Source organism: Streptomyces sp. NPDC030809, assembly GCF_055572195.1.
Genome location: NZ_JBVIDV010000009.1, coordinates 154,481 through 179,683, shown reverse-complemented (window position 1 = coordinate 179,683; position 25,203 = coordinate 154,481). Strand labels below are relative to the sequence as shown.

Genomic DNA, 25,203 nt, shown 5'->3' with positions numbered 1-25,203 from the left:
CGCACCTCTCCCCTCCCCGCCCGCACCATCCCCGGAAGGACCGTCCATGCACACCGCCGACGCTCCCGGCCCGCGGCGTTCGCTCGTCCGGTCCCTGATCCGCGCCGTCCGGCGCGACCCCGCGGCGGTGGCCGTCGTCGACGGCGGCCTCGCCCGCACGTACGGCGAACTCGACCGGCTGTCCGCCGAGATCGCGGGCGGGCTCGCCGCCCGCGGCCTGGGACCGGAGGACGTGGTCGCCGTCCACGGCGAACGGTCCTGGGAGCGCTGCGCCGCGGTGCTCGGCGCCTGGCGGGCCGGCCTGGGCGTGGTCTGCACGGACCCGGGCATGCCCGCCCCGCGGGCCGCGCGGATCGCCCGGCTCTGCGCCCTGCTGGTCCGCCCCGACCACACCGCACCGACCGGGCTCGGCCCCGCCGAGGTCGCCTCCGGCGAGCTGCGCGGCGCCCCGCTGGAGGAACTGCGCGAGGGGACCGTCGGGTACGTCATCCCCACGTCCGGATCGACCGGCGAGCCCAAGTCGGTGGCCGTTCCCCCGTCGGTGCTGGCCGCGCTCGGCGACTGGCACGTACGGCACTGGGCGCACGACCGGCCGCCGCACACCCTCCAGGCCGCCTCGATCGGCTTCGACGTGGGCTACGAGGAGATCGTCGCCACCTGGCTGGCCGGGGCCGCCCTGGTCGTGGTCTCCGACGAGGAGCGCCAGGACCCCTTCGCGCTGATGGACCTGATCCGCGAACAGCGCGTCGCCCGGCTGTTCCTGCCGGTGGTGGGGCTGCACGCGCTGGCCACGGCCGCCGTCCTGGAACCGGGGGCGATGCCCGACCTGCGGGAGATCGCGGTCGCGGGCGAGCGCCTCGTCGTCAACTCCGAGGTGCGGGAGTTCTGCGGCGCCGCCGGGGTCGCGCTGGTCAACGAGTACGGGCCCAGCGAGACCCACGTGGTCACGCAGTACCGGCTGGATCCGCAGGAGGCCGCGTCCTGGCCCGAGCACCCGCCGATCGGCGGCGCCGTGGCCGGGGCGGAGCTGCTGCGCGAGGCGGGCGGCGTGCTGCGGCCGTTCGCGGCGGGCGAGGAGGCGGAGCTGATCGTCGGCGGGGGCAGTGTCGGCCTCGGCTACCTGGGCGACCCGGAGCTGACCGCCGCCCGCTTCCGGACCCTGCCGCACCGCGACGGGAGCCCGCGCCGCACGTACGCCACGGGTGACGTGGTCCGGTTCGACGGGGCGGACTTCCACTTCGTGGCCCGGGCCGACGACCAGCTCAAGGTGAGCGGCTACCGGGTCGAGCCCGGCGAGGTCGAGGCGGTCCTGGGCGCGGTCCCGGGGGTCCGCCGGGCCGTGGTGGTGGCGGTGGAGCTCGCGGGCTCGCGCCGGCTCGCGGCCGTGTGGACCCCGACGGCGGCGGACGGCCCCGGGCCCGAGGAGCTGGCCGCGGCGTGCGCGGCGCAGCTGCCCGCCTACATGGTGCCCCGGCACTTCCGGTCCGTGCCGGAGCTGCCGGTGACCGCCAACGGAAAGGTCGACCGGGCCGCGCTGCGGGCCCTGTTCGCCCCGGCCGGCACCGCCGTCTGACAAGCCCGCGAGAGGCCCCGGAGGCCCGCGGAGAACGAGAACGAGGAAGACCATGAGGGGAATCGACGTGACCGAGGCGGAGCGGATCCTGTGCGGTGTCCTGGCGGACCTGTTCGGGATCCCGGAGGTCGGCCCGCAGGACGGCTTCGTCCGGCTCGGCGGTGACAGCATCATCGCCGTGCAGGTGGTCGGCGCGGCCCGGCGGGCCGGGCTGCGCATCGCCGTCCGGGACGTGCTGGCCCTGCCGGACGTGGCGGCGCTGGCCGCCGCCGCGCGGCCGCTGGCCCGGCCCGCCGGGCCGGGTGCCGACGACGGGGTCGGGCCGGTCCGGCAGACGCCGGTGATGCACTGGCTCGACGGCCGCGGCGGGCCCGCCGACCGCTACTGCCAGTACCTGGTGGTACGGACCCCGGCCGGGCTGACCGCGGAGAGCGCGGCCGAGGTGCTCCAGGCCGTCCTGGACCGGCACGACATGCTGCGCGTGGTCCGGGACGCCTCCGGATGGCGGACCCGCCCGGCCGGGTCGGTGCGCGCCGCGGAGTGCCTGCGCCGGGTGGCGACGGAGGGCCGCGAGGCCGCCCCCGAGGAGGTCGCGCGGGAGGTGCACGCGGCACGCGACCGGCTCTCGGTGCACGGCGGGGTGATCGTGCAGGCCGTCTGGTTCGACGCCGGGGCCGGGCTGCCCGGGGCGCTGGCCCTGGTCGTCAACCACGTGGTCGTGGACGGGATCTCCTGGCGGGTCCTGACCGGGGACCTCGCCCGGGCCTGGGAGGCGGTCGCCGCCGGACGGGCCCCCGCCGGCGCCCTCGACCCGGTGGCCACCTCGTTCCGCCGCTGGTCCGAGCTGCTCACCGCCGAGGCGGCCGCGGACCGGACCGCGGCCGAAGCCCCGTACTGGCGCGGTGTGGTGCGGCCGGGTGCGGGCATCGCGGGCCGCCGCCCGCTGGACCCGGCCCGCGACCACGAGGACCGCGCCGGGCACCTCGTCCTGAGCCTGCCCGCGGCCACGGCCGGACCCCTGCTGACGTCGGTGGCCGACCGGCTGGGCGCCGACGCCAACGAGGTGCTGCTGACCGGGCTCTCCCTGGCCCTGGCCCGCTGGCGGCCCTGCGGCCCCGAGGTCCTGGTGGAGCTGGAGGGCCACGGCCGGGAGGACATCGGCGCCGAGGCCGACCTCTCCCGTACGGTCGGCTGGTTCACCACGCTCTTCCCCACCCGCTTCGCCCTGGACGGCCTGGACGCGGCCGACGCCGAGGAAGGCGGCCCCACCGCCGGCGAGGCCCTGCGGCGGGTCCGGGAGCAGCTGCGGGCGATCCCGCGCAAGGGCCTCGGGTACGGCCTGCTGCGCCACCTCGACCCGGTCGCCGGCGCGGAGCTCGCCGCGGCGGAGCCCGCGGGCCTCGGTTTCAACTACCTGGGCCGGCTGGGCGGTCCGGGCGGCGGCGACTGGCAGCTGCTGCCCGCCCACGGGGCCCGGCTCGACGCCCCCGGCCCGGGCATGCCGATGGCGCACGCCGTCGAGGTGAACGCCTTCGTCCTGGAGTCGGCGGACGGGCCCGTCCTGCACGCCGACTGGGCCTGGGCCGAAGGCGTCCACGAGGAGGCGGACGTGCGGGCGCTGGCCGAGGGCTGGTTCCGGATGCTCGGCGCCCTCGTCGCCCACGCCGACCGCACCGGCCCCGCCGTCCCGGCCGCCGTGCCCGCCGCCGTCCCGGCCGCCTCGGGCCTGCTGCTCGACGCGATCGGACAGGACGAACTGGACGAGCTCGCGGCCTCCCTCGACCTCCTCTGATCCCGACCGGACCGCCACCCCCGCCCCGCCGCCGCCCTCCCGCGGTCTCCCAGAAAGCGAGCAACACATGAACACCAGCCGGCCGGCCATCGAGGACGTCCTGCCCCTCTCCCCGCTGCAGGAGGGCATGCTCTTCCACTCCGGGTACGACGAGGAGTCGAAGCACCTCTACATCGCCCAGTTCACCGTCGACCTGGACGGGGCGCTCGATGCGGGACGGCTGCGCCGGGCCGCCGGCGAGCTGCTGCGCCGCCACGCCAACCTGCGGGTGGTCCTCACCCACCGCAAGAACGGCGACCCCGTCCAGGTGGTCCGCCGGGACATGGAGCCGGCCTGGCAGGAGCACGACCTCGGCGCCCTGCCCGCCGGCGCCGCCGAGGAGCGGGCCGCGGAACTGACGGAGGAGGACTGGGCGCAGGGCGTCGACAGCCGCCGCCCGCCGCTGCTGCGGTTCACACTGCTGCGGCTGGCGGACGACCGGCACCGGCTGCTGGTGACGGCCCATCACATCCTGCTGGACGGCTGGTCGTTCGGACTGCTGTTCCGCGAGCTGTTCACCCTGTACGCGGGCGGCGAGCCGGAGCCGGTGCGGCCCTACCGCGAGTACCTGGCGCACCTCGCGCGCTGCGACCGGCCCGCCGCCGAGGAGGCCTGGCGCGCCGCCCTGGCCGGCCTCGACGCGCCCGGGCGGCTCGCGGACGGCACCGGCCGGGTCGCCCCCGGCGCCACCCCCGAGGACGTGGTGGTCCGGCTGGACGAGGAGCGGACGGCGGCGCTGACCGCCCGGGCCCGGGAGTGCGGTCTGCTGCTGACCAGCGTGGTCCAGGGTGCCTGGGCGGCGCTCATGGCCCGCACCACCGGGCAGGAGGACGTGGTCTTCGGCCTCACCGTCAGCGGCCGTCCCGCCGAACTGCCGGGTTCGGAGCGGATGATCGGCATGCTGATCAACACCGTGCCGGTGCGGGCCCGGATCGACGCGGCCGCCCCGCTGCGCCGGATCTGCGCCGAGCTCCAGCGGGAGCGCGCGGAGCTGGTGGACCACGACCACCTGGGGCTGACCGAGATCCAGAAGCTGGCCGGCGCGCCGTCGGCCCTGTTCGACACCAACCTGGTCTTCGAGAACTTCCCGATGAGCGACTACGCGCTCGACCTGCCCGGCTTCGGCCTGGAGGCGCGGATCCGGTTCCGGGACACCACGCACTTCCCGCTGACCCTGGTGGTCGAGCCGGGGGCGGCGCTCGGGCTGCGGCTGAGCCACCACCCCGGGCTCGTCGGCACCGAGCGGGTCCGGGAGCTCGGCGAGCGGCTGGTGCGGCTGCTGGAGCGGTGGACGGCGACGCCGGACGCACCGGTGGAGGTCCTGGACGCGCTGACCGCGGCCGAGCGCCACCGGGTCCTGGCCGAATGGAACGACACCGCCGCCGCCCTCCCGGAGACGACGCTGACCGCGCTGCTCGCGGAGCAGGCGGCCCGGACCCCCGAGGACACCGCCGTCGTCTTCGAAGGGGAGTCCCTGACCTACCGGGCGCTGGACGAGCGGGCGGGGCGCCTCGCGGACGTGCTCGCGGCCCGCGGCATCGGACCGGAGAGCCTGGTCGCGGTCGCCGTACCGCGCTCCCTCGACCTGATGGTCGCCCTGTGCGGGGTGCTGAAGGCGGGCGCCGCCTACCTGCCCCTCGACCCCGGCCAGCCCGCGGAGCGCAACCTCGGGATCATGGCCGACGCCGCCCCGGCGCTGGTGCTCAGCACCGGCTGGGAGGTGCCGGGGACGCCGGTGCTGCGGCTGGACGCCCCGCTGCCCGCGGCGGATCCCGCTCCGCGGCCGGCGGTCCTGCCCGACCACCCCGCGTACGCGATCTTCACCTCCGGTTCCACCGGCCGCCCCAAGGGCGCCCTCGTCCCGCACCGGGCCATCGTCAACCGGCTGGAGTGGATGCAGCGGGAGTACCGCCTCGGGGCCGGGGACCGGGTGCTGCAGAAGACGCCGAGCGGCTTCGACGTCTCGGTGTGGGAGTTCTTCTGGCCGCTGCTGACCGGGGCCACCCTCGTGGTCGCCAAGCCCGGCGGCCACCAGGACCCCGCCTACCTGGCCGACCTGATCGCCCGGGAGTCCGTCACCACCGCGCACTTCGTGCCGTCCATGCTCGACGTCTTCCTGCGCGAGCCCGCCGCGGCGGGCGCCCGCTCCCTGCGCCGGGTGATCGCCAGCGGCGAGGCGCTGCCCCCGCACACCCAGGACGCGTTCTTCCGGGTGCTGCCCGGCGCGGAGCTGCACAACCTGTACGGCCCGACCGAGGCCGCGGTCGACGTCACGCTCTGGTCCTGCCGGGCCGGGGACGCCGCCGTCCCGATCGGCCGGCCCGCCGCCAACACCCGTACGTACGTCCTGGACGGCCGGCTCGCCCCGGTGGCGCCCGGTACCGCGGGCGAGCTCTACCTGGCCGGCGTGCAGCTGGCCCGCGGCTACCTCGGCCGGCCCGGGCTGACGGCCGACCGGTTCGTGGCCTGCCCCTTCGAGCCGGGGGCCCGCATGTACCGCACGGGCGACCTGGTGCGCTGGCGGGCCGACGGGGTCCTGGAGTACCTGGGCCGCACCGACGACCAGGTCAAGATCCGCGGCTTCCGCATCGAGCCGGGCGAGGTGCAGAGCGCCGCCGCGGCCTGCGCGGGCGTCTCCCACGCGGCGGTCGTCGTCCGCGAGGACCGCCCGGGCGACCCCCGGCTCGTGGCGTACGTGGTGCCCTCCCCGGGCGCCGCGCCGACCGCCGGCGGGGTGCGCCGCGAGCTGGCCGCCGCGCTGCCCGAGCACATGGTCCCGGCCGTGGTCGTGCTGGACGAGCTGCCGGTGACGCCCAACGGCAAGCTCGACCGGCGGGCCCTGCCCGCCCCCGCCGTGCGCACCGGCGCCCGCGGCGGCCGCACCGAGCGGGAGCGGATCCTGACGGGCCTGTTCGGGTCGGTGCTCGGCCTGCCCGAGGTGGGCGCCGAGGACGACTTCTTCGAGCTGGGCGGCCACTCCCTGCTGGCGATGCGGCTGGTGGCGCAGGTGCGCGGGGCGTTCGGCGCGGAGCTGGGCATCCGCGAGGTGTTCACCGCCCGCACCCCGGCCGCGCTCGCCGCGCTGCTCGACGGCGCGGACCGGGCCCGTCCCGCCCTGCGGCCGCAGGTGCGCCCGGCGCAGCTGCCGCTCTCCCCGGCGCAGCGCCGGCTGTGGTTCCTGGACCGGCTGGACGGGCCGAACCCGGCGTACCACAGCGCGGTCGCGGTCCGGCTCGGCGGCCCGCTCGACGTGGCGGCGCTGCGCGGGGCGCTGGCCGACCTGGCCGAACGGCACGAGATCCTGCGCACCGTCCACCCGGAGGCCGACGGCGAGCCCCGCCAGGTCGTCCTGCCCCCGGCCCCGCCGGTCCTGGAGCTCCTCGACGCGGACGGAGCGGCCGAGGCGGCCGGGCTGGTCGCCGAGATCGCGGGCCGCCCCTTCGACCTGGCCTCGCAGGTACCGCTGCGGGCCGCGCTGCTGGCCACCGGGCCGCAGGAGCACACGCTCGTGCTGGCCCTGCACCACATCGCCACCGACGGCGAGTCCTGGGGGCCGCTGCTGGCCGACCTGGCGCACGCCTACGCGGCCCGTACCGGCCGGGGCGCGGACCCGCGCACCCCGCTCGCCGTGCAGTACGCCGACTACACCCTCTGGCAGCGCGACCTGCTGGCCGACGCGGCCGAGGAGCAGCTCGCCCACTGGCGCACCGCGCTGGCGGGGCTGCCCGAGGAGCCCGCGCTGCCCACCGACCGGCCCCGTCCCGCCGTGGCCGACCCGGCGGGCGCCGCCCTCGGGTTCGAGCTGGACGCCGCGCTGACCGCCGAGCTGGAGGCGCTGGCCCGGGCCCACGGGTGCACCGTCTTCATGGTGCTCCAGGCCGCCTTGGCGGTGGTGCTGTCCCGGCTCGGGGCGGGCACGGACGTGCCGATCGGGACGGTCGTCGCCGGCCGTACCGACGAAGCCCTGGACGAGCTGGTCGGCTTCTTCGTCAACACGCTCGTCCTGCGCACGGACCTCTCCGGCGATCCGACCTTCGCCGAACTCCTGGAGCGGGTCCGGGACACCGACCTGGCCGCCTTCGCCCACCAGGACGTCCCCTTCGAGCAGGTCGTCGAGGCGGTCAACCCGCGCCGCTCGCTCTCCCACCACCCGCTGTTCCAGGTGGCGCTGACGATGCGCCGGGCGACCGCCGCGGCGGCACTGGAGCTGCCCGGGCTGACCGCGGTGACCGAGGAGGTCGACGTACCGCAGGCCGAGTTCGAGCTGGCGCTGCAGTTCACCGAGGGGACCTCCGCGCGCGAGGGGCTGCGTGCGGTCGCCAAGTACCGGACGGGCCTGTTCGACGAGGGCACCGTGCGCGCCCTGGTGGAGCGGCTGCGGGGAGTCCTGCGGGCCGCGGCGCGCGCGCCGCGCGGCCGGGTCTCGGCGCTGGAGGTGCTGCTGGAGCAGGAGCGCGAGCAGCTGCTCGGCGCCTGGCTGCCGCAGGGCCCGCAGGCGGCCGCGGCGGGCTCCGTGCACGAGGAGTTCGCCCGCCGGGCCGCCCTGCACCCGGACGCCGTGGCCCTCGTCTCGGGTCCGGACGAGATCACGTACGGGGAGCTGGACCGGCGGTCCGACCGCCTGGCCCGGCGCCTGGCCGGGTACGGGGTCGGCGCCGAGACCCCGGTCGGCGTGCTGATGGCCCGCTCCCCCGAGGTCGTCGTCGCGATGCTGGCCGTCCTGAAGGCGGGCGGGGCGTACGTGCCGCTGCACACCGGGCACCCGGCCGCACGCATGCAGAAGGTCCTGGCCGCTGCGGGCTGCCCCGTCCTGCTGGTCGACGAGTCCTTCGCCCCCCTCGGCCTGGAATGCGCCCGCACGGTCCTGGTCACCGCGGCGGACACGGCCGCGGCCGACCCGCAGGACGGGGAGTTCACGGCCGTGCCGTGCCCGCCCGGGCAGCTCGCCTACCTGATGCACACCTCGGGCTCCACCGGCGAGCCCAAGGGGGTCGCCGTCGCCCACCGGGAGGTCCTGGACCTCGTGGCCGACCGGGGCTGGCACACCCGGGGCGCGGAGCGCGTCCTGTTCCACGCGCCGCACGCCTTCGACATCGCCGACTACGAGCTGTGGGTGGCGCTGCTGTCGGGCTGGCAGGTCGTCGTCGCCCCCGAGGGGGAGCCGACGGTCGCCGGGCTGGGCGCCCTGATCCGCGGGGCGGGCATCACCGCCGTGCACCTGACGGCCGGGCTGTTCCGCGTGGTCGCGGAGGAGGACCCGGGCCTGCTGGCCGGCGTCCGCGAGGTGCTGACCGGCGGGGACGTGGTCAGCCCCGCCGCGGTCCGCGCGGTGCTGGCGGCCTGCCCCGGCACCGTGGTCCGCCACCTGTACGGGCCCACCGAGGCGACGCTCTGCGCCACCAGCCACCTGATCACCGGCGCCGCGGACGCCGAGGGGCCCGTGCCGATCGGCCGCCCCCTGGACGGCACCCGTGCGTACGTGCTGGACGAGCGGATGCGCCTGGTGCCTCCGGGCACGCCGGGTGAGCTGTACCTCGCCGGCGCGGGTGTCGCCCGCGGCTACCACCGGCGGCCCGCGGCCACCGCGGAGCGGTTCGTCGCCGATCCGTTCGGCGCGCCCGGGACGCGCATGTACCGCACCGGCGACCTCGCCCGGTGGCGGGCCGACGGGCTGCTGGAGTTCCTCGGCCGGGCCGACGAGCAGGTGAAGGTCCGCGGCTTCCGCGTGGAGCCCGGCGAGGTCGAGGCCGCACTGGCCGCGTGCCCGGGCGTCTGCCAGGCCGTGGTCGCCGTACGGGCCGCCGCGGACGGCGAGAAGCGGCTCGCGGGGTACGTGGTCGGGGACGTGTCCGGGCCCGCGGTGCGGCGCCGGCTGGAGCGGCTGCTCCCGGACTACATGCTGCCCTCGTACGTCCTGGTCCTGGACGCGCTGCCGCTGACCCCCAACGGCAAGGTGGACTACCGGGCCCTGCCCGAGCCCGCGCTGCCCGGTGCCGGCGGACGGGCCCCGCGTACGCCCCGGGAGGAGATCCTGGCGGGGCTCTTCGCCGAGGTGCTCGGCCTCGACGCGGTCGCCGCCGACGCGGGATTCTTCGAGCTGGGCGGCCACTCCCTCCTGGCGACCCGGCTGGTCAGCCGGATCCGTACGGCCCTCGGGGTCGAGCTCTCGCTGCGGGACGTCTTCCGCGCGCAGACCGTGGCCGCCCTCGCGGAGCTGGCGGGGAGCGCCGACCGGGCCCGGCCGCCGCTGCGGCGTGCGGAGTCCGGGCAGGGTGCGCCGCTGTCCTCGGCGCAGCACCGGCTGTGGTTCGCGCACCAGGCCGAGGGCCCGTCCGGGCACCACAACGTGCCCTTCGCCTACCGGCTGACGGGTCCGCTGGACGCCGGGGCGCTGCATGCGGCGCTCGGCGACGTCGTGGCCCGGCACGAGGTGCTGCGGACCGTCTTCGACGAGTGCGGGGGCGAGCCGGTGATCCGGCTGCTGGAGGGTGCGGCGGCCGAGGTGCCGTTGGAGGTCCGCGCCGTCGCGGAGCCCGGGGCCCTCGCGGACGCCGTACGGGAGGTCACGGGCCACTGCTTCGACATCGCGGCCGAACTGCCGCTGCGGGCCCGGCTGCTGGAGCTGGGCCGGGAGGAGTGGGTGCTCGTGCTGGTGGTGCACCACATCGCCACCGACGGCTGGTCCTGGGGGCCGCTCCTGACCGACCTGGCCACCGCCTACGCCGCCCGCCTCGCGGGCGCGGCGCCCGGCTTCGAACCGCTGCCCGTGCAGTACCGGGACCACACCGTCTGGCAACGGTCCGTACTCGGCGCGGAGGGCGACCCGAACGCCCTGATCACCCGTCAGCTCGGCTTCTGGGCCAAGGAGCTGGCCGGCGCCCCGGCCGAACTGGACCTGCCCTACGACCGCCCCCGTCCGGAGGTGGCGAGCTTCGCGGGCGGGTCGGTCCCCCTGGAGTTGGACGCACAGCTGCACCGGCAGCTCCTGGAACTGGCCCGCGCACACGGCTGCACCCTCTTCATGGTCCTCCAGGCAGGCCTGTCCGTACTCCTCTCCCGCCTCGGCGCCGGCACCGACATCCCGATCGGCACCGTCGTCGCCGGCCGCACGGACGAAGCCCTCGACGACCTCGTCGGCTTCTTCGTCAACACCCTCGTCCTGCGCACCGACCTCTCCGGCGACCCCGCCTTCACCGACCTCCTCGAACGCGTCCGCGAGACCGACCTCGCCGCCTACGCCCACCAGGACGTGCCCTTCGAACGGGTCGTGCTGGAGGTGAACCCGGAGCGGTCCCTCGCCCGCCACCCCCTCTTCCAGGTGCTGCTGCAGGTGCAGAACGAGCCGCCCGCCCTGCCCCGCCTGACGGGCCTGACGGCCCGGCCGCACCCCGTCGAGTGGGCGGTGTCCAAGTTCGACCTCGGCGTGGACCTCGGCGAGCAGCGCGCCGCCGACGGCACCCCGCTGGGCCTCAGCGGTGAACTCACCTACGCCACCGAGCTGTTCGACCACACGAGCGCCGAGCAGCTGGCAGCCGACCTGGCCCTGGTGCTGCGCTCCGTCGCGGCCGCCCCGGACCGGCCGGTCGGCTCGGTCGACGGCCCGGCCCCGCGCCCGGCCGCAGCCGCCCCCGCAGCGCCGGAGCCGGCCGCGGACCCGGGCGGCAGCACCGAGGACCGCGTCCGCGCCCTGTACGCCGAGGTGCTCGGCCGGGACGAGGTCGGCCCGGACGACAACTTCTTCGCCCTCGGGGGCCACTCCCTGCTGGTCACCCGCCTGATCAGCCGGATCCGGGCCGAGCTCGGCCGGGAGCTGAAGATCCGCCAGCTGTTCCGGGACCCGACCCCGGCCCGCACCGCCGCCCTGCTCGCCGACGCGCCGAAGGCCCGTCCCACGCTCCGGCGCGCCGCCGATGCCTGAGCCGTCCCCCGCCCACGCCCCCCGCCCCACCCCGCACGCCCCCGGAGGTCCCGTGTTTCCCGTTTCGTTCGCCCAGCGGCGGCTGTGGTTCCTCAACCAGCTCGGCGAGACCGGCGCCGCGTACAACTGCCCGCTCACCACCCGGCTGCGCGGTCCGCTGGACCCGCAGGCCCTGGCCGCGGCCCTCGGCGATCTCACCGGGCGCCACGAGGTGCTGCGTACGGTCTTCCCCGAGGTGGACGGCGAGCCCGTGCAGCAGGTCACCGACCGGGCGCCGGAGCTGCCCGTCGTCCCCCTCGGCGAGGCGGAGCTCGCCGCCGCGCTGGCCGCCGAGGCCGGGCACGTCTTCGACCTCACCACCGAACTCCCGGTACGGGCACGCCTCTTCGCCCTGAACGAGCAGGAGTGGGTGCTGGCGCTGGTGATCCACCACATCGCCACCGACGGCTGGTCCTGGGGGCCGCTCCTGACCGACCTGGCCGCGGCGTACGCCGCCCGGTGCGCGGGCGGGGCACCCGCCTTCGAGCCGCTGCCGGTGCAGTACCGGGACTACACGCTGTGGCAGCGCGAGCTGCTCGGCGCGGAGGACGACCCGGACAGCCTGCTCGCCGCCCAACTGGCCTTCTGGACGGACGAACTGGCCGGGATCCCGGCCGAGCTGCCGCTGCCCGCCGACCGGCCGCGCCCGCAGGTGGCGAGCTTCGCGGGCGGCTCGGTCCCGCTGGAGTTGGACGCACAGCTGCACCGGCAGCTCCTGGAACTGGCCCGCGCACACGGCTGCACCCTCTTCATGGTCCTCCAGGCAGGCCTGTCCGTACTCCTCTCCCGCCTCGGCGCCGGCACCGACATCCCGATCGGCACCGTCGTCGCCGGCCGCACGGACGAAGCCCTCGACGACCTCGTCGGCTTCTTCGTCAACACCCTCGTCCTGCGCACCGACCTCTCCGGCGACCCCGCCTTCACCGACCTCCTCGAACGCGTCCGCGAGAGCGACCTCGCCGCCTTCGAGCACCAGGACGTGCCCTTCGAGCAGGTCGTCGAGGCCGTCAACCCCGAGCGGTCCCTCGCCCGCCACCCCCTCTTCCAGGTGATGATGACCCTGGACAGCGGCGCGGAGCCCGCCTTCGCCCTGCCCGGGCTGGAGTCCGCGGAGCAGTCCGCCGCCTGGGACGTCGCCAAGTTCGACCTCACCGCCGACTTCCAGGAGCGGTGGGACGCGGACGGCGCGCCGGCCGGGATCGGCGGGGCCCTGGAGTACGCGTCGGACCTGTTCGACCGGGCCACCGCCGAGGACCTCGCGGCCGCCCTCGCCCGGGTGCTGGAGCGCCTCGCCGCCGACCCCGCCGCCCCGGTCGGGCAGGCCGACCCGCTCTCCGCCGAGCAGCGCGCGCTGGTCCTGTCCGGCTGGAACGACACGGCCGCGCCGGTGCCCGCCGGGACCCTGCCCGAACTCTTCGAGGAGCAGGCCGCCCGCACCCCCGACGCGACCGCCCTGGTCTTCCGGGACACCGCGCTGACCTTCGCCGGGCTCGACGCCCGCGCCGACGCCCTGGCGCACCGGCTCGCCGGGCACGGGGTCGGCCCGGAGCAGCTGGTGGCCCTGGCCCTGCCCCGGTCCGCCGACTCCGTCGTGGCGCTGCTCGCCGTACTCAAGGCGGGCGCCGCCTTCGTCCCCGTGGACACGGACTACCCGGCCGAGCGGATCGCCCGGCTGCTGTCCACCGCGACCACCGTCGTCACCGACTCCGCGACCGCCCCGGCACTCCCGGAAACCGGCGCCGTCCGCGTCCTCGTCGACGCCCCGGGCCCGGTCCCGGCCGGTGCCCCCGGCCCCGTCCCGGGCCGCCGGATCCTGCCCGGCAGCGCCGCGTACGTGATCCACACCTCGGGTTCGACCGGCGAGCCCAAGGGCGTGGTCATCGACCACGCGGGGCTGCGCAACCTGTACGCCTTCCACCGGGCCGGGGTCATCGCCCGCGCGGAGGAGCTGCACGGCGGGCGCCGGATGCGCATGGCGCTGACGGCGGCGCTGTCCTTCGACACCTCGTGGGAGGGGCTGCTGTGGATGGTGGCCGGCCACGAGCTCCACCTCGTCGACGACGACACCCGCCGCGACGCGGCCGCGCTGGTTCGGCACATCGCCCGCACCGGCATCGACGCCCTCGACGTCACCCCCACGTACGCCGAACAGCTCGTGGAGGAGGGCCTGCTGGACGACCCCGCGCACCGCCCCAAGGTGCTGCTGCTCGGCGGCGAGGCGGCGGGCGCGGCCCTGTGGACGCGGGTCCGCGCCGCGGAGGGGATGCTCTGCCACAACCTGTACGGGCCCACCGAGTGCAGCGTCGACACCCTGTGGTGGGACGCCGCCCTCAGCGAGGAGCCCCTGGTGGGCCGCCCGCTCGCCAACACCCGGGCGTACGTGCTGGACGCCGGGCTGCGGCCGGTCGCCCCGGGCGTCCCGGGCGAGCTCTACCTCGCCGGACCGAGCCTGGCCCGCGGCTACCTGAACCGGCCCTCGCTCACCGCGGGCCGCTTCGTGGCCTGCCCGTTCGAGGACGGGGCCCGCATGTACCGCACCGGCGACCTGGTGCGCTGGGACCGCGAGGGCCGCATCGAGTACCTCGGCCGCGCCGACGACCAGGTCAAGATCCGCGGCTTCCGCATCGAACCCGGCGAGATCGAGGCCTCCTTGCGGGCCTGCCCGGAGGTGGCGCAGGCCGCGGTGCTCGCCCGGGACGGCGGGCCCGCCGGGAAGCGCCTCGTGGCGTACGTGGTGGCGGCCGCGGGCCGCACCGCCGAGCCGGCCGCGCTGCGCACACGGCTCGCCGCACGGCTGCCGGACCACATGGTGCCCTCGGCCTTCGTGGTCCTGGACGCCTTCCCGATGAACCGGAACGGCAAGCTGGACCGGGCGGCGCTGCCCGCACCGGACTTCGGCGCGCTGCTGAACTCCCGGGCCCCGCGCGGGCCCCGCGAGGAGCTGCTGGCCGAGCTGTTCGCGCAGGTGCTGGGGCTGCCGTCGGTCGGCGCCGAGGACAGCTTCTTCGAGCTGGGCGGCCATTCGCTGCTCGCGACCCGGCTGCTCTCGCGGATCCGCGCCGTACTCGGCGGCGACCTGGGCATCCGCCTGCTGTTCCAGTACCCGACGGTGGCCGGGCTGGCCGCCTGCCTGGCGCAGGACTCCGCGGCCGGGGCGGCCCCGCGCCCGGCCCTGACCGCGGCGGCCGAGCGGCCCGCGGCCCCGCCGCTGTCGGCCGCCCAGCGCCGGCTGTGGTTCCTGAGCCGCGCGGGGCAGTCCGCGGGCTACCACTGCCCGTTCGCGCTGCGGCTGCGCGGCCCGCTGGACACCGCGGCGCTGGCCGCGGCCCTGGGGGACGTCACCGACCGGCACGAGGCCCTGCGCACGGTGTTCCCGGAGACGGCGGGCGAGCCGTACCAGCGGGTGCTGCCCGCCGGCGGCGGTGTGCCCCTGGACCTGGTGGAGTGCGGTCCGGAGGGGACCGCGGGCGCCCTCGACGCCCTGCTGGCCCGCCCGTTCGACCTGGCCGCGCGGCCCCCCGTCCGGGCGGCCCTGCTCGCGGCCGGGCCGCAGGAATGGGTGCTGGCCCTGGTGGTGCACCACATCGCGCTCGACGGGTGGTCCTGGGGGCCGCTGTTCCGGGACCTGTCCGAGGCGTACGCCGCCCGGTGCGCGGGCACCGCGCCCGACTTCGCCCCGCTGCCGGTCCAGTACGCCGACTACACGCTCTGGCAGCAGGAGCTGCTCGGCGCGGAGGACGACCCGGCGAGCCCGCTCGCCCGCCAACTCGCCTTCTGGACCGGTACCTTGGGCGGGGCGCCGGCGGAGTTGGCACTGCCCTACGACCGGCCGCGCCCGGTGCTGCCGGACTTCGCGGGCGGCTCGGTCCCCGTCGGCCTGGACGCCGAGCTGCACGCCCGGCTGCTGGAACTGGCCCGCGCACACGGCTGCACCCTCTTCATGGTGGTGCAGGCGGCGCTGGCGGTGACCCTGTCCCGGCTCGGCGCGGGCACCGACATATGCATCGGGACGCCGGTCGCGGGCCGCACGGACGAGGCCCTGGACGACCTCGTCGGCTTCTTCGTCAACACCCTGGTCCTGCGCACCGACGTCTCGGGCGACCCGACGTTCGCCGAACTCCTCGGCCGGGTCCGGGAGACCGACCTCGCCGCGTACGAGCACCAGGACGTGCCCTTCGAACGGGTCGTGGAGGCGGTCAACCCCGAGCGCTCCCTCGCCCGCCACCCCCTCTTCCAGGTGCTGCTCCAGGTGCAGGACGGAGCGGACGGCACGCTCGCGCTGCCCGGCCTCGACGTCCGCCCCGAGCCGTTCCGCTTCGACCTCGCCCAGTTCGACCTGACGCTCGACGTCCAGGAGCACCGGGACGCCGAGGGCCGCCCCGCCGGGATCTCCGGCTTCCTGGAGTACGCGGCCGAGCTGTTCGACCACACCACCGCCGAGGACCTCGCCGCGGCCCTGGTACGGATGGCCGGGCTGCTCGCGGCGGCGCCCGGGCTGCCGGTGGGCACCGCCGACCCGCTGAGTCCCGCGGCCCGCCGCCGGGCGCTGACCGAGTGGAACGAGACCGCGCTGCCGGTGCCGGACGCCACCGTGCCCGAGCTGTTCACCGCGCGTGCCGCCCGCACCCCGGACGCGACCGCGCTGGTGCACGACGGGGAGCGGATCGGCTTCGCCGCCCTCGACGCCTGGTCCGACCGGCTCGCCCGGCGCCTCGTCCGCGACGGGGCGGGGCCGGAACGGGTCGTGGCCATCGCCCTGCCGCGCTCCCCTGCCGCGGTGGCCGCGGTCCTGGCCGTCCTCAAGGCCGGTGCGGCGTTCGTCCTGGTGGACACCGGCTACCCGGCCGACCGGATCTCCCACATGCTGGCCGATTCCGCCCCCGCGCTGCTGGTCACGGACTCCGCCACCGCCCCGCTGCTGCCGCTCGCGGAGGCCGTGCGGGTCCCGCTCGTCCTCACCGACGAGGAGGACGCGGCGGACGCCGCGCCGGGCACCCCGCCGCTGCCGCGCCCCCGGCCGGGCGATGCCGCGTACGTCGTGTACACCTCGGGCTCCACGGGCCGGCCGAAGGGCGTCGTCGTGGACCACGCGGCGCTGCGCAACCTGTACGCCTTCCACCGCGCCCACACCATGGCCGAGGCGGAACGGGGCGCGGCCGGGCGGCAGTTGCGGGTCGCGCTGCTGGCCTCCCTGTCCTTCGACGCCTCCTGGGACGCCCTGATGTGGATGGTGGCCGGCCACGAACTCCACCTGATCGGCGACGCCGTGCGCCGCGACTCCGCGGCCTTCGCCCGGTACGTCGCCGACGCCGCCCTCGACGTCCTGGACACCACCCCGACCCACGCCGAGCAGTTGATCGAGGAGGGCCTGCTCGACGCCCCGCCGCGGCTGCTGCTGATCGGCGGCGAGGCCGCCGGCGACGGACTGTGGAGCCGGCTGCGCGCCACGGAGGGGATGCTCTCCTACAACATGTACGGGCCCACCGAGTGCACGGTCGACGCCCTGTGGTGGGACACCGCGCGCAGCGAGCGCCCGCGCATCGGCGCTCCCGTCTCCAACACCCGCGCCTACGTGCTGGACGCGGCGCTGCGCCCGGTGGCCCCGGGGGTGCCCGGCGAGCTGTACGTCGCGGGGGCCGGGCTGGCGCGGGGCTACCTGCGGCGCCCGGGGCCGACGGCGGAGCGGTTCGTGGCCTGTCCCTTCGAGGACGGGGCCCGCATGTACCGCACCGGCGACCTCGTCCGCCGGGACCGCGAGGGCCGGATCGAGTACCTCGGCCGCGCCGACGACCAGGTCAAGGTCCGCGGCTTCCGCATCGAACTCGGCGAGATCGAGGCCGTGCTCGCCTCGGCGCCCGGAGTGGACCGGGCCGCGGTGACCGTCCGGGAGGACGGCCCCGGCGGTGCGAAGCGGCTGGTCGGGTACGTGGTCCCGGCCCCCGGCGGTACGGGCTCCGCGCCGGCCGCGGCGCAGTTGCGCGCCCACCTGGCGGGGACGCTCCCGGCGCACATGGTGCCCTCGGCATTCGTCGTGCTCGACGCCTTCCCGCGGACCCCCAACGACAAGCTGGACCGGGCCGCCCTGCCCGCGCCGGAGCCCGCTGCGGCCGGGGACGGCCGTCCGGGCCGGGCGCCGAGCGGCCGCCGGGAAGAGGTCCTGGCGGGCCTGTTCGCCGAGCTGCTGGGGCTGCCCGCCGGCGCCGTGGGTGCCGACGACGGCTTCTTCGACCTGGGCGGCCACTCCCTGCTGGCGGCCCGGCTGATGGCCCGGGTGCGCGAGGCGCTGGGCGAGGAGCTCGGGGTCCAGGACCTGTTCGCCGCGCCCACGGTCGCCGGACTGGCCGCCCGCTCCGGCGGCGCGGCGACGGGCGGGGACGCGGATCCCCGCCGGGACGCGGACCCGCTGGCGCCGCTGATCACGCTGCGCACGGGGGCACCCGGCGCGCCTGCCCTGTTCTGCGTCCACCCGGGCGCGGGCACCGGCTGGGTGTACCGGGGCCTGCTGGAGCACCTCGACGCCCGACGCTCCGTACACGCCCTGCAGTCGCGGGCGCTGAGCGAGCCGGGGGCGCGGCCCGGAAGTGTCGCGGACATGGCCGCGGACTACGCCGCGCAGATCCGCGCGGTGCAGCCGCACGGCCCGTACCACCTGCTGGGCTGGTCCTTCGGGGCGGTGGTCGCGCACGCGGTGGCCGTGCGGCTCCAGGAGGACGGCGCGGAGGTGGCCGGGCTCACCCTGCTCGACGGGTATCCGGCGGCCCCCGGGGAGACGGCCGCCCCGGCCGCGGACCCGCTGGCGGACCTGCTGGAATCGCTCGGCTACCCGCCGCGCGAAGAGTGCGGCGCGGACCCGCTGACGCTCGACGGGCTGGTGGCGGCGGCCGCCGCCGAGGACGGCCCGCTGTCGGTCTTCGACGGAGAGACCGTCGCCGCCCTGGGCGGGGCGTACGTCCACCACGACCGGCTGGCGGCCGCCCACCGTCCGGGGGTGTTCCGGGGCGGGGTGACGCTGGCCGTCGCCGCCCACGAGCCGGACGCGCCCGCCCCGCAGGTGTGGGAGCCGTACCTCACGGGCCCGGTCGCCCACCACCAGATCCCCTGCGCCCACGGCGAGATGATGGCGCCCAAGGCCGCCGCCGAGATCGCGGCGCTGCTGGGCGAGGGCACGGTGGGCCGGTGAGCGCCGGTCGCGGCGCGCTGCGCCGCCGGGACTTCCGGCTGCTGTGGGCCGGGGAGTCCGTGAGCCAGTTCGGCAGCGCGGCCACCCGGGTGCTGCTGCCGCTGATCGCGGTGGACACACTGGACGCGGGGCCCTTCACCATGGGGGTGCTGGGCGCCGCGGCCTGGGTGCCGTGGCTGCTGTTCGGGCTGCCCGTGGGGGCGTGGACCGACCGGATGCGCCGCCGCCCGGTGATGATCGTGTGCAACGCGGTGTCGGCGCTGCTGATGCTGTCGCTGACCGCAACGGTGGCGTTGAACCTCCTGACCACGACCCAACTCATCCTGGTGGCGGTCCTTTCGGGAACCGCCGACGTGTTCTTCCGGGCCGCCTACAGCGCGTACCTGCCGACCGTGCTGCCGCACGAGGAGCTCGCCGACGGCAACGCCCGCCTCCAGACCAGCGAATCGGTCGCGGAGGTCGTGGCACCGGGGGCGGGCGGAGCACTGGCCCAGGCCGGGAGCGCGGCGGCCGGCTTCCTCGCCGACGGCCTGAGCTTCCTGGTCTCGGCGGCCCTGCTCCTGCGCATCCGGACCCCGGAGGCGCCACCGGGCGGCGAGGAGCGGACGGCGAAGGAAAGGTCGTTGACGGCGGAGATCCGCGAGGGGGTGGCCTTCCTCACCCAGGACCCGTTCCTGCGCACGATCCTGCTCTGCGACGCGGCGATGAACCTGTTCCTGGGCGGCGCGCAGTCCCTGTCGATCCTGTTCCTGAGCCGGACGGTGGGCGTGCCGGGCGCGCTGATCGGTGTGCTGATCGCGCTGGCCGGGCTGGGCGGAGTCCTCGGCGCGGTGGTCTCACCGCGCCTGGCCCGCCGGTTCGGAACGGCCCGGGCGGTCCTGCTGTGCGCGTTCTGCGCGGGCCCGTTCGGCCTCCTGATCCCGCTCACCACGGACGGCGTGGGCCTGCTGGCCTTCCTCGTCGGGGAATTCACCCTGATGACCGGAGTGGTGGCCGGCAACGTCGTCATCGTGAGCTTCCGCCAGGCCTACTGCCCCCCGGACATGCTCGGCCGGGTCGGCTCCACCATCCGCTTCGTGATGTACGGCACGATCCCCCTCGGCAGCCTCCTGGGCGGCGCCCTGGGCACCCTCCTGGGCGAACGCGACGCCCTGTGGCTCCTCTACACCGGCAACGCCCTGTCCGCCCTCCTCCTCCTGACCGGCCCCCTCCGCAGGTCCCCCGACCTCCCCCCACCCCCGGAAACACCCGCAAAGGAGCCCCACCCCACCCACTGACACCCCGCCCGCCGGAGGCCACCCACCCCCGGCGGCCACCCCCGTCACCACGACCCCGCAGATCAGCCCTCGCCGCGAACGGTCGACGGGGCGCCACCTGAGCGGTCGGCTGGGGCTCACGTCACGCTTCGCCGCCCGGACCCCGAGGCTTCAGGAACGTCTCTTGCGGAAGACGAGTAGCTGCAGCCCCGGCGGGGTCTTGATCGTCGATTGGTACGCCATGCCGGCCGCGCTCGCGAGCTCGCGGAGCTGGGCCGCGGTCCGTTCCTTCCCGCCGAGGAACAGGAACATACGCAGGTCCATGGCGGTGATGGCCCGGGGGTCGGCGTGGTCCACGAGCCGCTCCACGACAACGAAGGTGGAGTCCTCTCGGCCGGCTTCGGCGCACCGGCTCAGAAGGGCGGCTGCCTGTTCGTCGTTCCAGTTGTGGACGACGTTGACGAGCGTATACACGTCCGCACCGTCCGGCAGGGGGTCGAAGAAGCTGCCGGCCACTGGTGTGAACCGATCGCCGAATCCGGCGGCCGTGATACGGGCGGTGGCGGCCGCCACCGCCCCGGGGAGGTCCACGAGCACGGTGCGCAGGGTGCTGTGGGTGCGCATGAGGGCTTCTACGAGAACTCCCGTGCCGCCACCCACGTCGACCATGCGCCTGGCCTGGTCCCATGGATACGCAGCCAGTAGGTCCGAGACGTAGCTCTCGGCGTGCGTGTGGCGCAGGCCGTCGAAGGCCGGGCCGCTGGATTGGAGGGCGAGGTCCTCGTAGAAGGGCCGCCCGTGCAGCCTGGGGTAGGAGGGCTCACCGCTGCGCAGCGCGCCGAGGAGGTCTCCGACTGCGGCGTCCATGCGCGCCCCGGCTCCTGAGGCATCGAGCCATTCGCGCAGGCCCGAGGGGTGCCCGTTCAGGAGGGTGAGGGACAGTGGGGTGAGCGCGTAGGTTCCCGGGCGAGGCTCGGCGAACACGCCCCGGCATGCGAGGAACCGAAGAACGCGACGGAGCAGGTCCGGGTCGGTGCCCGTCCGCTCGGCCAGCGACAGGACGTCGTCGTGGCCTGCGGCTATGTGGTCGGCCATCCGCAGAGTGGCGGCAGCGCGGAGCGCGATGGGGGCGAGTCCGCTCGCTGCCTCGGCGAACTCAAGGTCGGCGGTCACTTCTGCACTCCCGAGAAGTCGGTGTGGTCGTCGTCCGTGATCTGGGTGCCCAGCAAGAGCCGGTAGTGCTCGCTGGCGCGCACCAGTTCGTGGTGGCTGCCTCTTGCGACCACCTCTCCTTCGTCGACGACGAGGATGTGGTCGGCATCGCGCACGGTCGAGAGGCGGTGGGCGACGATCAGCACGGTGACGCAGTCTTCGTGGAGGCGGCGCAGTCCGTCCATCACCGTCTTTTCATTCTCCGCATCGAGGCTGGACGTCGGCTCGTCGAGAAGCAGAAGGGCGGGCCGGGTCAGCAGGGCCCGCGCGATCGCCAGGCGTTGACGCTCGCCGCCGGACAGCTGCGACCCGTGCTCACCCACCTGGGTGTCAACGCCGTCGGGCAGGGTCTCAACCCAGTCGTGGAGGTTGACCTGGCGGAGCACCCTGTCTATTTCGGCCGCATCCGAGGGCCGGCCCATGCAAAGGTTCTCCCGGATCGTTCCGTGGAGTACCGGGGCACTCTGCTCGACAAGCGACACGAGCTGACGGCATTGGACGCGGGTCAAGGAGGCTGCGTCGTGGCCGAGATAGCTGATGGTGCCACTCGTCGGCTCATAGAACCGGCAGATCAGGGAGAGGATCGTCGACTTGCCGGATCCGGAGGTGCCGACCAACGCCGTCCTCGACCCGCGGGCAAGTTCGAAGCTGACTCCGCTCAGGGCGGGTCTGCCGTCATAGGAGAAGCGAACGTCGGCGAAGGAGAGCGCCGGTGCGCCCGGAACGGCTGCCGCGATCGCGCCGGACGTGCTGTCGTCGGACTCGGTGGGCAGATCCAGTGCCTCCTGCACGCGCTGAAGTGCTCCCATGGCCCGCTTGAGCGTGGTGAGGCCTTCCAGCAGGTTGCCAAGAGGCATCACCAGGTAGGTGGCGTACAGCAGTACTGCGACCAAGTCGCCGAGTTCGAGACGCCCGGAGGCGACGCGCATGCCACCGACCACGAGAGCGAGGAGGAAGGAGCCGGACGCGGCGAGCTGGATCGCGGGCTGGGCGGTGGCTGCCAGGCGCGCGCCCCTGACCCCTGCATCGAAAGCCGCATCGGCCGAGGCCAGGAGCCGGTCCGTCTCCGGCTGCTCCGCCTGGTGGATGCGGATGGTCCGGATCGCTGACAGGGTCCTTTCGAGATCCGCGGTCAGCACACCCACTGCGGTCCGAGACTGCTCGGCCGCTTCCCGAATGCGGTTCAGTACGACTGTCACACCCAGCGCAGCGACAGCGAAGACACCCAGAACGACCAGGAACAGGACGGGGTCGATGGCAATCATGAGCGCCGTCGCACCCGTGACGGTGAGAGCTCCCACCGCGATCTCCACCAGACCACGGGTGACGCTGTCACGCAGTGCCAGAGTGTCACCGGTGGTCCGGGAGATCAGATCTCCGCCGCGATGGGTGTGGAGTACGGGCAACTGCACGCGAATGAGCCGCCGGACGAGCAGCTGCCGCAGCCCGCGGACAACGCTCTCGCCGGTGCGTTCGAGGAGGTAGCGGCCGGCCGTGTCGATCAGCGTCTGCGCCACGAAGAGCAAGGTGAGGGTCAGCACAAGCCCGGCGATGGGCTCGGACGTGCGGACGCGGTCGATAATCCGGCCGGCGAGCACCGGCTGCGCGAGACCGAGCGCGGAGGCGGCGATCACCAGAGTGACCGCGCCGACGACGAGACCCCGGTGCGGCCGGAGCAGGCGAAGGAGTGCCGCGAGCCCCACGGGCGCGGCCGTGTCCCGACTAGGAGACATCAGCAGCCCCCACATGCATGAGTACCCCGTAGGCCGTCGGCGTCCCCGGCTCGGCGACGACCCTTCCATCCGCTTCGAGCCAGGCATGTGCCGCGAAGGGCGGCGTCCGGCGGACACCGACGTTCCAGTCCGGCCACCTGCCCTCAGCCCGGCACAGGAGCGCCACCGCGATCGAGCGGGGGAGGCATCCCTGCCACCCGGCACAGCGGGGGCTGGCCGCGGCTACAGCACGGTAGTGGGCCTCCACCGTCTCGTACTCCGCCTGCCGGGCTCCGCCCGCCGCCCCCCGCATAACGGAGCGGATCCGATGCGGGGGCATGCGCGCCAGGAGCAACCCGGCCAGGACGGCGATCCTTACCTTCGCCCGCCGCCACAAGCCGCCCGGCTCTCGGGCGGGCATGGTCATTCCGGCGCTCACGGCTGGACCAGCTCCGCCTCACGCAGCTGGGCGATGAGCGCTGCGACATCGGAGGCCGCCTGTTCCTCGCCGATGTCGTACTCGGCCACGAGCTTCCTCGCGACGTGCGCCGCGTCGTGCTGCTCGATCAGGCCAGTCACCACTTCCGTGCCCGTGGGATTCAGCTGGAAGTAGACGCCGGTGCGCTCGTCGAGCAAGACCGATCCGTATTCGGTGGGCACCATCGAGATGTGGTCGTACAGCTTGAAACCCATGAGCGTCTCCTGTCTGTGCTATTCGTGTTCCAGGCTGCGGAGCCACAGCTCGCAGGCCACGGTGGTGAGCAGTGCACCGTCGTCCAGTTCGGCGGAGGCCGGGCGCGCGCACAGGCATGCCAGACGCTGCCCGTCGCGTGGCGGCGTACATCGGCCCGTACGGCTGTGCGTGCGAGCCGCGGGCGTGTTCGTCTCCGATGCAGGCTGCGACGGCGGCGTTCGTGACGAGCTGACCGTGGACGCTGAGCCGGTCCAGAGCGTGCTCGCTCATCTTGGGCTCGATCCGGTCCGCCTGGGCCGCCGCGAGGAGGAAGCCCTGCTTGGTGCGCCCATCACGGAGATTGACCCACGCGGTCGTGGCGGCGAGATGGGCGTCGCGCAGTTCGTCCCTGCCTTGGACGGCGATCTGCCGTCCGTATGTCAACGCCGCGTATGCCAGGTCTCGCGAGTCGATCACGTTGGCGGCCACGCCCGCGGTCTGGAAGGTGTCGATACGGACGCCGGCGGCGTCGAACCGGGCGCGGGCTTCTGGAAGGAGCCGCCCGAGGAGGGTACCGAGCTCAGCGTACCGCCCTTCCCAGTAGGCAGCGTCCGCGCGACGAACGACCGCTCGAAGTTCTTGACGCTTCCCGGCTCGACCTCGGCGGGGATGCCGATGGCAGCGTCGTGGGTCGCCGCGGAGACCAGACGCAGCGCGGCCCTCTCGTCGCGGTCCAAGGACCGGCGGGGCGCCTGCTGCCCGAGGAGCACGGCGATGTCCGTACCGAGCGCGTCGGCGATCGACAGCAGTGACGGCAGGGAACCCGTCCCGCCGCCTTCGAGCTTGCGGACGACGCCGACGGACACACCGGCGGCCTCCGCTAACTGCTCCTGCGTCATGGCACTGCGCAACGCCTTCAAGCGCTCAGAGGTGGTGTACTCCGACCACTGCATGCTCCAGAACCTCCGCGCGATGGGCCCCACACGGACAGTACTCACAGAAGCGGTGCGGTGGACCGCCTTCGGCCAGGCGGCAGTTGACGCTCAGACCGTGAGCACAGCCGTGACGCCGAGAAGGGCCTCCAGCTCGGCGACCGCCCTGTCCTCGTCAGTGGCGTGAACAGTCGTGATGCCCAGCTCGGCAGCGGGCGGGAGGTTCACCTCATGGTCGTCCACGAACACGCACTGCTCGGCAGGCAACCCGATCCGCGCCAGGGCCAACCGGTAGATTGCCGGGTCCGGCTTCGCCAACCCCTCCAGTTCGGACACGACGTGCACGTCGAGGAGGTCCCAGACCCCCACGTGCTCGTACGGGTTGAACGGGTCGAGCCCGAAGCTGTTCGACAGCAGCGCGAGCCGATGCCCGGCAGCGAGCGCGGCCCGGGCAAGCGCGATCATCCGACGCGCCGGAGGCACCTCGGCCCAGGCCCGCCCCATCAGGTTCACGGGGTCCACGTGCTCGCCCAGCAGAGCTGCTGTTCCTTCATTCCACTCGGCCTGCCCGATCTCCCCGATCTCCAGCGCCGCGTACAGCCGCCGACCTTCGGGGTGATCGTTGAGGGTGGCACGCCACGCGCCTGGCTCCAGTCCTTCGGACACGCACCAGGCCCGATGAACCTCGATGGGGCTGGCGGTCAGCACCCCCACGAAATCCAGGATCAGTCCCAGTTGCTCATACCCGTCAACCCTGTTTCCGCGGACCATCCGGTGTTCGCCCCTTCCGGGATCGGTCTCGCACGGCGACGCTACCGTGCAACCGCCAACCGGAACATACGGGCAGAAGTCGACCACAGCGTACGACCTGATGGCG

At 75.1% G+C, this 25,203-nt stretch carries 11 protein-coding genes; 5 read left to right on the top strand and 6 right to left on the bottom strand.

Annotated features, from left to right (window positions below; translation table 11 throughout):
* Positions 1–46: 46 nt before the first annotated feature.
* The 5 genes from ACZ407_RS14885 to ACZ407_RS14865 all read left to right on the top strand — a co-directional run bounded on the left by ACZ407_RS14885 (position 47) and on the right by ACZ407_RS14865 (position 19,818).
* The gene (locus ACZ407_RS14885; RefSeq protein WP_468128456.1) at positions 47–1,573 is read left to right on the top strand and encodes an AMP-binding protein; all 1,527 of its coding nucleotides are present in this window, start codon (positions 47–49) and stop codon (positions 1,571–1,573) included.
* 52 nt (positions 1,574–1,625) lie between these two features.
* Entirely contained in the window at positions 1,626–3,365 is a 1,740-nt protein-coding gene (locus ACZ407_RS14880) for a condensation domain-containing protein (RefSeq protein ID WP_468128455.1), read from the top strand.
* 67 nt (positions 3,366–3,432) lie between these two features.
* Positions 3,433–11,322 carry an amino acid adenylation domain-containing protein gene (locus tag ACZ407_RS14875; RefSeq protein ID WP_468128454.1) on the top strand — a complete coding sequence of 2,630 codons (7,890 nt, stop codon included), beginning with the start codon at positions 3,433–3,435 and terminating at the stop codon, positions 11,320–11,322.
* Between the two features lie 52 nt (positions 11,323–11,374).
* Entirely contained in the window at positions 11,375–18,541 is a 7,167-nt protein-coding gene (locus ACZ407_RS14870) for an amino acid adenylation domain-containing protein (RefSeq protein ID WP_468128453.1), read from the top strand.
* Entirely contained in the window at positions 18,538–19,818 is a 1,281-nt protein-coding gene (locus ACZ407_RS14865; RefSeq protein ID WP_468128452.1) for an MFS transporter, read from the top strand. The genes ACZ407_RS14870 and ACZ407_RS14865 overlap by 4 nt, the downstream gene beginning before the upstream one ends.
* A 150-nt stretch (positions 19,819–19,968) precedes the next feature.
* On the opposite strand, the gene ACZ407_RS14860 is transcribed toward ACZ407_RS14865, so the two are convergent.
* The 6 genes from ACZ407_RS14860 to ACZ407_RS14835 form a co-directional block, all read right to left on the bottom strand.
* Positions 19,969–20,970, bottom strand: a complete 1,002-nt coding sequence (locus ACZ407_RS14860; RefSeq protein ID WP_468128451.1) for a methyltransferase — start codon at positions 20,968–20,970, stop codon at positions 19,969–19,971.
* Positions 20,967–22,712 carry an ABC transporter ATP-binding protein gene (locus tag ACZ407_RS14855; protein ID WP_468128450.1) on the bottom strand — a complete coding sequence of 582 codons (1,746 nt, stop codon included), beginning with the start codon at positions 22,710–22,712 and terminating at the stop codon, positions 20,967–20,969. The genes ACZ407_RS14860 and ACZ407_RS14855 overlap by 4 nt, the downstream gene beginning before the upstream one ends.
* Before the next feature lie 19 nt (positions 22,713–22,731).
* Positions 22,732–23,142 (bottom strand): lasso peptide biosynthesis B2 protein, encoded by a 411-nt coding sequence (locus ACZ407_RS14850; protein ID WP_468128532.1) that lies wholly within the window; start codon positions 23,140–23,142, stop codon positions 22,732–22,734.
* A 14-nt stretch (positions 23,143–23,156) separates the two neighbouring features.
* Positions 23,157–23,414 (bottom strand): lasso peptide biosynthesis PqqD family chaperone, encoded by a 258-nt coding sequence (locus tag ACZ407_RS14845; RefSeq protein WP_468128449.1) that lies wholly within the window; start codon positions 23,412–23,414, stop codon positions 23,157–23,159.
* A gap of 453 nt (positions 23,415–23,867) precedes the next feature.
* The gene (locus ACZ407_RS14840; RefSeq protein ID WP_468128448.1) at positions 23,868–24,347 is read right to left on the bottom strand and encodes a helix-turn-helix domain-containing protein; all 480 of its coding nucleotides are present in this window, start codon (positions 24,345–24,347) and stop codon (positions 23,868–23,870) included.
* A gap of 90 nt (positions 24,348–24,437) precedes the next feature.
* A complete protein-coding gene (locus ACZ407_RS14835) occupies positions 24,438–25,097 on the bottom strand; it encodes an HAD-IA family hydrolase (RefSeq protein ID WP_468128447.1) in 660 nt (219 codons plus the stop codon).
* Positions 25,098–25,203 lie beyond the last annotated feature (106 nt).

Bases quoted from the DNA above. Each gene is read 5' to 3' on its own strand.
- ACZ407_RS14845 (WP_468128449.1), bottom strand. From the start codon at position 23,414: ATGGGTTTCAAGCTGTACGACCACATCTCGATGGTGCCCACCGAATAC.
- ACZ407_RS14850 (WP_468128532.1), bottom strand. From the start codon at position 23,142: ATGCCCGCCCGAGAGCCGGGCGGCTTGTGGCGGCGGGCGAAGGTAAGG.
- ACZ407_RS14885 (WP_468128456.1), top strand. From the start codon at position 47: ATGCACACCGCCGACGCTCCCGGCCCGCGGCGTTCGCTCGTCCGGTCC.
- ACZ407_RS14840 (WP_468128448.1), bottom strand. From the start codon at position 24,347: ATGCAGTGGTCGGAGTACACCACCTCTGAGCGCTTGAAGGCGTTGCGC.
- ACZ407_RS14880 (WP_468128455.1), top strand. From the start codon at position 1,626: ATGAGGGGAATCGACGTGACCGAGGCGGAGCGGATCCTGTGCGGTGTC.
- ACZ407_RS14835 (WP_468128447.1), bottom strand. From the start codon at position 25,097: ATGGTCCGCGGAAACAGGGTTGACGGGTATGAGCAACTGGGACTGATC.
- ACZ407_RS14875 (WP_468128454.1), top strand. From the start codon at position 3,433: ATGAACACCAGCCGGCCGGCCATCGAGGACGTCCTGCCCCTCTCCCCG.